The sequence below is a fragment of the Ruoffia sp. FAM 24228 genome, assembly GCF_045528575.1.
GTDB lineage: Bacteria > Bacillota > Bacilli > Lactobacillales > Aerococcaceae > Ruoffia > Ruoffia halotolerans.
In genome coordinates this window covers 20,250-28,499 of record NZ_JBGQQZ010000030.1, presented here as the reverse complement: position 1 = coordinate 28,499, position 8,250 = coordinate 20,250, and the positions used below count along the sequence as shown (strand labels likewise).

Annotated in this window: 9 protein-coding genes and 1 pseudogene; all 10 read left to right on the top strand. The window is 36.2% G+C overall.

Annotated elements, in window-relative coordinates:
- Nucleotides 1-114 (top strand): annotated as a pseudogene (locus ACEN33_RS06785) (IS30 family transposase); the annotation flags it as partial.
- A 19-nt stretch (nucleotides 115-133) separates the two neighbouring features.
- Entirely contained in the window at nucleotides 134-412 is a 279-nt protein-coding gene (locus ACEN33_RS06780; RefSeq protein WP_407094772.1) for a hypothetical protein, read from the top strand.
- Nucleotides 409-834, top strand: a complete 426-nt coding sequence (locus tag ACEN33_RS06775; protein ID WP_138405343.1) for a hypothetical protein — start codon at nucleotides 409-411, stop codon at nucleotides 832-834. The genes ACEN33_RS06780 and ACEN33_RS06775 overlap by 4 nt, the downstream gene beginning before the upstream one ends.
- A gap of 5 nt (nucleotides 835-839) precedes the next feature.
- Nucleotides 840-2,591, top strand: a complete 1,752-nt coding sequence (locus tag ACEN33_RS06770) for an ABC transporter ATP-binding protein (protein WP_138405342.1) — start codon at nucleotides 840-842, stop codon at nucleotides 2,589-2,591.
- A gap of 166 nt (nucleotides 2,592-2,757) precedes the next feature.
- Nucleotides 2,758-2,853 carry a GNAT family N-acetyltransferase gene (locus tag ACEN33_RS06765; protein WP_138405341.1) on the top strand — a complete coding sequence of 32 codons (96 nt, stop codon included), beginning with the start codon at nucleotides 2,758-2,760 and terminating at the stop codon, nucleotides 2,851-2,853.
- An 18-nt stretch (nucleotides 2,854-2,871) separates the two neighbouring features.
- Nucleotides 2,872-2,997 (top strand): hypothetical protein, encoded by a 126-nt coding sequence (locus ACEN33_RS06760; RefSeq protein WP_407094770.1) that lies wholly within the window; start codon nucleotides 2,872-2,874, stop codon nucleotides 2,995-2,997.
- A gap of 386 nt (nucleotides 2,998-3,383) precedes the next feature.
- On the top strand, nucleotides 3,384-3,989 hold the full coding sequence (locus ACEN33_RS06755; protein ID WP_407090926.1) for a hypothetical protein: 606 nt from the start codon (nucleotides 3,384-3,386) through the stop codon (nucleotides 3,987-3,989).
- Between the two features lie 141 nt (nucleotides 3,990-4,130).
- The gene (locus ACEN33_RS06750) at nucleotides 4,131-4,643 is read left to right on the top strand and encodes a GNAT family N-acetyltransferase (RefSeq protein ID WP_407090925.1); all 513 of its coding nucleotides are present in this window, start codon (nucleotides 4,131-4,133) and stop codon (nucleotides 4,641-4,643) included.
- 441 nt (nucleotides 4,644-5,084) lie between these two features.
- Nucleotides 5,085-6,707: a peptide ABC transporter substrate-binding protein gene (locus tag ACEN33_RS06745; protein ID WP_407094769.1), complete on the top strand. Its 1,623-nt coding sequence runs from the start codon at nucleotides 5,085-5,087 to the stop codon at nucleotides 6,705-6,707.
- A 30-nt stretch (nucleotides 6,708-6,737) separates the two neighbouring features.
- On the top strand, nucleotides 6,738-8,108 hold the full coding sequence (locus ACEN33_RS06740) for a M20/M25/M40 family metallo-hydrolase (RefSeq protein ID WP_407090923.1): 1,371 nt from the start codon (nucleotides 6,738-6,740) through the stop codon (nucleotides 8,106-8,108).
- Nucleotides 8,109-8,250 lie beyond the last annotated feature (142 nt).

Genomic DNA, 8,250 nt, shown 5'->3' with positions numbered 1-8,250 from the left:
TCATCGATTGCACACAAACGGAACACGATTCCACGGAAATCCTTACACTACCGAACACCGTTGGAAGTATTTTTGAGTTACTTAGATGAAGCAGTTTTGTCTAGCTTAATTTGACAAATCAAAGTTAGTAAAAATATTGACGGACTGTTTATTAATATCAATAAGAAAAGGAGACATTGATGTTCTTTTAGAAGTGGCTGTTTGTGTCTATATTTTAAATTTGTCTGGTAAAGTAGATCGCTTAATTATGGAGATGACATTTCAAACAATTAAAGACAATCAAGCAAAAGACGGATTTATATATCCTACAACAATGAGTAAGCAAAACTTTACCAATCATAAAGAACAGTTTGATTATGTTTATCATACAACTCTTGTAGGTAAATTACTGAAAGAGGTTATTGAAAATTGACTCCAGATACAATTATAAGTAATAAACAGAGAATTAAAGAATATTTATCAGTGAATGAATATATGTTATCCCCGAAAAGTGCAATACAAGTACTTGAGGGTTTTAGAGGAGAAGTCATTTCTTCTTTTTTATATAATCTTAGTAGGTTTGATGAATTAACCTTGAAGCAATTAAGTTGTTTAAAATCATGTAATCATGTAGTAAAAGCAATTATTATTGATCAATTATTTAGAAATGAGTTAGAGGATATATTAAAAACCTTAATCATTGCTTATTTTGTTCTTTCACACACAGACTTAATTTTTTTGATTAATTTATTACATTCCCTTTTGATATTTAATCCAGATTATTCACTCAATTCCCAAGAGAAAGAATTATATAAGCATTACAATCCCATCTTACAGCAATTAATGAAGGAGTAGATTAAATGAAAAAGCGAATTATAAAAGCCACGCCCATACTGATTATAAGTTTAATAATTATTTTTCTTTCAAGTATTGTTGGCGTGTTGATACCGATATCTGTAAGTGCATTGGTGGAGGAAGTTCGCTTAATCAACTTTCTATCGCCGATTGTTTTAACTATTATTTTATTTATTCTTCAAGCAATTATGGTAGCAGTGGGTCATACAATGATGGCACGTGATGGAGATTATCAAATTAAGCACATGCGAAATAGTTTTATGAATAGATTACTTCACGCCCCAAAGGCTTTTTTTGATTTAAATAGTCCTAGTGAGTTAGCGAATAGAATTATTAATGATACTAATCACATTCAACAATTCATTACACAATCATTACCAACATTTATCTCAAGTATTGTGACGGTAGTAGGTACACTCATCGCTTTACTGTTTTTAGACTGGCAATTAACTAGCATACTTCTAATATCTTTACCACTCGTTGCAATTCCTTTGATTCCTTTAACGAAATTAAGTTCTCGTTACTCAATTCGACAACAAAACTCTTTGAGTAGACTGAGTAGCTTGATTTTAGAATATTTACAAAATATGTCTTTAATAAAGAGTAGTGTAGCTGAGGAATTCGCATACAAGGAAGTTCAAGGTTATACTGAAGACTTAAGGCATATTTCATCAAAAAACACTACACTATATGCAGTTGTACAACCTATTGGGTTACTTCTTATATTTGGTTCAATTGCCTTAATCTTCAGTTATGGCGGTCTAAGGGTTAACCAGGGAACTCTATCAGTAGGAACTTTAATTTCATTTTTAATTTATTTATTTCAATTAATTAATCCTTTAGGATCTTTTTCAGGTTTTTTTGCCCAAAAAGGGAAGATGGAAGGGGCCATACAGAAGCTATCGAAAATACAAGATATTGAGGTAGAAAATCTGGATGAAGGCAAACTATTCAATTACGGAGAAATTAATTTTATAGATGTATCATTTGGTTATCCAAAGATAAACACGAATTCAGAGGAATTAATTGTGAATATGAAATCAATATATTCTGATGAATTAAACCTAATGCCCATTTTGGAAGGTGTTAGCATGACTTTTAAAGAAGGAGAGAAGACTGCGATTGTAGGTCCTTCTGGTGGAGGGAAGTCAACAATATTAAATCTATTAATGCAATTTTATCCCATTAAAAATGGTAAGATTATCTCAAAAGAGAATGAGATTGATTCTTTTAAACTATCTGATTGGCGCGACAACATCTCCATTGTATCTCAAGATATTTCAATTCTCAGTGGAACTATAAGAGAAAATTTAGTATTTGGTTTAGATTACTCTCCAAGTGAAAATCAAATTCAGTACGCAATTCGATTCGCTCATCTAGAAGAAACGATAGCAAAGCTGCATGATGGGCTAGAAACGGTGGTAGGGGAAGCAGGGTCAAGACTTTCAGGTGGACAAAAGCAAAGAATACATATTGCTCGAGCTGTCCTAAGAGACACACCAATCCTCTTGCTAGATGAAGCGACGTCAAACTTAGATGCGGATGCGGAGTATCAAATCAATCAGAGTTTACAAAGATTAATGGGTTCAAAAACGACGATTGTTGTTGCGCATCGCCTCTCAACGATTATGGATGCGGATAATATTTATTTTATTGATAATAAAAAAGTAACTGGAAGTGGAACTCATTCAGAATTACTTAAAACGCACGCTTCATACGCAAGATTTGTGAAAGAACAATTATTGAGTAATGAATAGTCAGCTCAATACATCATTTTAGTATAATAAACAGACCAAGGCGATAAAGATGACAGAGCTTATTCAATGCAAGATAAGTGATGTTGAACAGTTACAAGTTATTAGCATTAAAATGTTTATTGATACATTCAAAGACCAAAATACCGAAGAAGACTTAAAGGTGTAATTGGACCGAATTTATGTACTCCCTCAGCATAAGCGTAAAGGCTATGGGAACCAGCTACTGGAATTCGCTCACGCTCGTGCAAAGGAACTTAACTGAACTGGAATTTGGATAGGGGTGTGGGAACATAATTATAATGCGTTAGCTTTCTATGAGAAGATGGGCTACCAACGGGTTGGTGAGCACACGTTCTATATGGGATACGACGCGCAGATGGATTACATTATGTTGAAAAAATTATAGAAGGCACCCTGATTATTAGAATAAATTCTAATGATAAGGGTGTTTTAATATTCTCTGATATCAAGACAGGGCTTTTTGTGCTGTTATATCAACATTTACGTGATATTGAAGTGCGCCTCAAATAAATTAATTAGAAATAAATGAGATAAAAAGGTTGTTTTTAATTTATAATCATTTATACTAATCTCAAATAAAAGCAAAGGAGCCTACTCATGAATAATCTAAACTCATTACAATTAAATAGCTTATTATTAGACGCAGCATTATTACTCAGGTTCTATGTGGTGTGCTAATTAAGCATGTCCCGCAATGGACATTATATTTACAAAATAATTACATAAGTTGAATGACAATTAAGGGCTTAGAGGTACAAGGGGCTAAAAAGTATGAAAAATAAATATCTATTATCATTTGTTATATTTTTATTGATTATTTCTATTAGTTCTATTCAAGTTTCAGCTGATGGATTGGGCGAACTTGTTAAGTTAACCGATGAACAGCAAGAGATATTTTCTTTACTTCGCTTAAGACAAACTAATTTCTATTCAATCGATTATGAAAACTCAAATTCATCATATATTATACGATGGGAAAAATTACAAAATGATGGAAATTGGCAGGCGATGGAATTAATAAATGAAAAACATGATGGCGGTAATTTACAGGTGGCGATCAATCTTGAGGATTTTATTCGTATAGGTATTCGATCAGAGGATGGCACATTAAATACTTATGAATTTCTTTCTTCAAGTTTGCCTAATCGTATTGAGAGAGAGAATAGCAGAGAATCTTTATTAGGCGATTGGAAAGATACTATTGAGATAGAAGCTAATAATCGAGAGCCATTAACAATCCTTATTTTAGCAGACTCTAATCATATGTACTCTTTAAATTACGAAGAAATCAATTCTGATTATGAGAACCCAGAGTTCGATGTGGAAGGCGTAAAGGATGTATTTGCGCTGACAATTGAATTTGTAGAGACAGAGTAATAATTTTCCTTGTGAAGAAGCCAACCGAACAGTTGGCGGAATAAGTATAGTATAATAACCTTCATTCTTAGGAAATATGTTAAGGATGGAGGATTTTTTGTTATAATTAATGAGTGAGTATTATGTAACGAGGTGATAAAGATGGCAGAACTGATAAAATGCAAACCAAGTGATGTTGAACAATTACGCGATATTAGTATTGAAACGTTTGTTGATACATTCAAAGACCAAAATACCGAAGAGAATTTAAATGAATATTTAGAACGGGCCTACTCTATTGAGCAACTAACGTCTGAAATCAACCAGGTTGGTACAGATTTTTATTTTCTGAAGGATTCAGACTTGGTCGTTGGCTACTTAAAGCTGAATATTGATGATGCGCAATCAGAGAAAGATAATCCGCTAGCATTAGAGGTAGAACGAATTTATGTACTACCACAGCATAAGCGTAAAGGCTATGGAAGAGAACTGTTGGAATTCGCTCATGCTCGAGCAAAAGAACTTAACCGAACTGGTATTTGGTTAGGGGTCTGGGAGCATAATTATAATGCCTTAGCTTTCTATAAGAAGATGGGCTTCCAACGAGTTAGTGAGCATACTTTCATTATGGGAGACGATGCGCAAGTGGATTATATTATGCTAAAAGAGTTATAGAAGGCACTCTCATTATTAGATTGGATTCTAATGATGAGAGTGTTTTTAATTTTATAAAATTAAAATATTCTCCTTTGTATTGATTTAACAAGGGCATAAGGCAATTTTGTTTCAACCTAAATTAGTTAATTAAAAATAAATGAGATAAAAAGGTTGTTTTCTAATTAATCATCATTTATACTAGTTTCAAATAAAGCGAAGGAGCCTACTCATGAATAATCTAAACTCATTACAATTAAATAGCTTATTATTAGACGCAGCATTATTACTCAGGTTCTATGTGGTGTGCTAATTAAGCATGTCCCGCATAGGACGAAAATCTTATGCGGGAATAATAAGTTTAGATAACATGGGACGCTGTGTTGTATCTTTGAACCTGCTAAGATTTTCGTCATTCTTAGCAGGTTTTTTGTTTTTATAAATTTTAGGAGGATACAACATATGAAACATATTAAAAAAATTATTGTGGTGATGATTGTCGCAGTAATTGGAATTCAAGTTTACAATCAATATACCTCAAATGTTACAGGAGAAGCCCAGGAAGATAAAGTTTTGAACTTATCCGTTGCTTCAGATCCAGTTATGGATCCAGCTTTTGTAACAGATTCTTATTCCATGCCAATGATTAAGAACATTTTGGAAGGTTTGACTCGTCCAACGAATGACGGTGAGATCGTACCGGCAATGGCAGAATCATGGGATGTGAGTGAAGACGGTAAGACGTATACATTCCATCTTCGTGAAGGGATTCAGTGGAATAATGGTGATCCTGTAACGGCAAATGACTTTGAATATGCGTGGAAACGAATCATTAATCCTGAGACGGCAGCAGCGAATGCGTCTAAGATGTTCATTGTCGAAGGGGCAGAAGCTTACTTTATGGGTGAAGGGTCCGAAGAAGATGTGAAGGTCAATGCCGTGGATGAGGAGACATTTGAAGTGACATTGACTGAACCTGCACCATACTTTATTGAATTAACGGCGCGTCAAACAACGATGATGCCGGTACATCAAGCGACCGTTGAAGAAAACCCTTCTTGGGCAACGGAAGCTGGTGAGGAGTTTGTATCGAATGGGCCATTTAACTTTGTTGAGTGGAATCACAACGGGGACTATACACTAGAGAAGAACGAAGGCTATTGGGATGTTGATAATGTTGACTTAGATGGGGTTTATGTACGTATTATTGAAGATTCAATGACAGCGAACATGAGTTTTGAAAGTGGTGAATTGGACTTTATTGGTATTCCGTTCAATACCATTCCTGCTGATGCGATTGATAGTTATCGTGCGAATGGTGACTTGGATGTGACTGAGATCGGTGCAACCTATATGTACAAGATGAATACAACGGATGAGATTATGTCGAATGTCAATATTCGTCGTGCCTTGTCACTAGCGATTAACCGTCAAGAATTGATTGATAATGTCGTAAAAGGAGAGCAAACGCCAGCTAAAGGTGGCATTGCACCAACTGTTGCTGGCTTTGAAGAAGACCGTGGATACTTTGAAGATGCAGATTATGATATAGCGCGTGACTACTTAGCTCAAGGTATGGAAGAGTTGGGTTATGATGATACGGCCGCTATGCCCATTGTTATTCAAACGAACGATAATGATTCACATTTGGCAGTAGCGCAATTTATACAAAGTGAGTGGGAACGTGAACTAGGTGTTCAAGCAACGATTGAAACAGCTGAGATTAATGTTCATTTTGAAAGTATGAATCAATTGAATTACCAAATCGGACGCATCGGACCAACCGTTGACTTTAACTCAGCTTATGCTTTTCTAGAACATTACTATTCAGCAGATACAGGCCAGAACAGAACGGGTTGGGAGAATGCCGAGTATCAAGAAATTCTCGATAAAGTATTGTTTGAAGAAGATGAAGCTGTGCAACATGAGATGTATATAGAAGCAGAACGCATTCTAATGGATGAGATGCCATTTATTCCAATCTACTACTACAGTAACCCGCAAGTTAAGAGTGAGCGTATGAATAACTTGTTCGTAGATGGTATGGTTGATGTACAATTGAAGGAAGTTACAATAACTGAATAGTCAAGACATATAGAAAGGTGAGTAATAATTATGACAGTAGATTATAAAGCAATCGCAAAAGATTACGCAGACAAATATATGGAGGACTTATTTACGTACTTGCGCTATGAGACCGTCTCAGCGCAAGGTCGTGAAATTCCTGAGACTGCCAATTTTGTTAGAGATACTATTATTGAAGCTGGTGGTGAGAGTGAAATTCTAGGAGATCTAGGGGGGCATCCTGTCGTTTACGGCTATTTCAAAGCCGGCGCTAATGGCAATAGTGACAAGACATTACTATTCTACAACCATTACGACGTTCAACCAGAAGATCCAATTGATGAATGGAAGACAAATCCTTTTGAACCAACGGTTGTTGATGGCAAAATTGTTGCTCGTGGTGTGTCTGACAATAAGGCGAACTTTATGTCGCGGATTGTCGCGGTTAAGGCCATTCAAGATACTGAAGGCGGCTTACCTTGTAATGTAAAGTTCTTTGTTGAAGGTGAGGAAGAGATTGGAAGTCCTAATATTGACAAGTATTTAGAGAATTATGCAGATAAGTTCAGCGCAGATGCCTGTATTTGGGAATCGGGCAGTAAAGATAGCGAAGAGCGAATGGTAATTAGTGCGGGGGTTAAAGGGATTGCCTACTTCGAAGCATCCGTTGTCAGTGCGGATATTGATATTCACTCTTCACAAGCTGCGGTGATTGATAATGGGGCTTGGCGTTTAGTCCATGCTTTAGCAACTTTGCGTGATGCGGATAATAATATTACGGTTGATGGATTCAAAGAAATGCGCACAGAACCAACCGACGTTGAGAAGGCGAGTGTTGCAGCATTTCCTTATAATGAAGCCGCAACGATAGATACTTATGGATTAAAGCAGCCTTTAATTACGGATGGCTTAGATTATTCTGCCCAAGAGGCATTAATTCTTTATCCAACGATGACAATTAGTGGCTTGTTATCAGGTTATACGGGTCAAGGGACGAAGACGGTCCTACCACGTAAAGCGATGGCGAAAATTGATGTGCGACTTGTTCCAGGCTATGAACCTAAAACGGTTTATGATGTGTTGCGCAAGCACTTTGATAATCATGGCTTTAAAGATGTTGACTTGGAGTTATTAACTGGAGTGAAGCCATTTAGAACGGATATATCCGATCCATTCACAGAACAAGTGATAAACTCTGCCAAAGAAGTTTACGGAGAAGAGAATGTCATCTTAGAATTAAATTCTGCAGGAACAGGGCCGATGTATGGGTTCGGAAAATACCTAAATGTACCTATCTTAGGTGCTGGAACAGGTTGGGTCGAGTCTGGCGCACATGCACCAAATGAGAATATTCGGGTTGAAGATTACTATCAAGGTGTAGAGCATATTATTCAGTTGTTACATACATTTGGTGGGGAATAATATGGGGGACTTGGATTCGCCAGCTTGTTTGCTTGAACTGGTGAATCCAAGCCAACTTCGCTAGCTCACACTCTTGAACTGGCGAATCCAGACCAACTTCGCTAGCTTACACTCTTGAACTGGCGAATCCAGACCAACTTCG

What these genes read in the sequence shown, in the direction of transcription:
- ACEN33_RS06770 (WP_138405342.1), top strand. Translation starts at nt 840, where the DNA reads ATGAAAAAGCGAATTATAAAAGCCACGCCCATACTGATTATAAGTTTA.
- ACEN33_RS06755 (WP_407090926.1), top strand. Translation starts at nt 3,384, where the DNA reads ATGAAAAATAAATATCTATTATCATTTGTTATATTTTTATTGATTATT.
- ACEN33_RS06750 (WP_407090925.1), top strand. Translation starts at nt 4,131, where the DNA reads ATGGCAGAACTGATAAAATGCAAACCAAGTGATGTTGAACAATTACGC.
- ACEN33_RS06745 (WP_407094769.1), top strand. Translation starts at nt 5,085, where the DNA reads ATGAAACATATTAAAAAAATTATTGTGGTGATGATTGTCGCAGTAATT.
- ACEN33_RS06740 (WP_407090923.1), top strand. Translation starts at nt 6,738, where the DNA reads ATGACAGTAGATTATAAAGCAATCGCAAAAGATTACGCAGACAAATAT.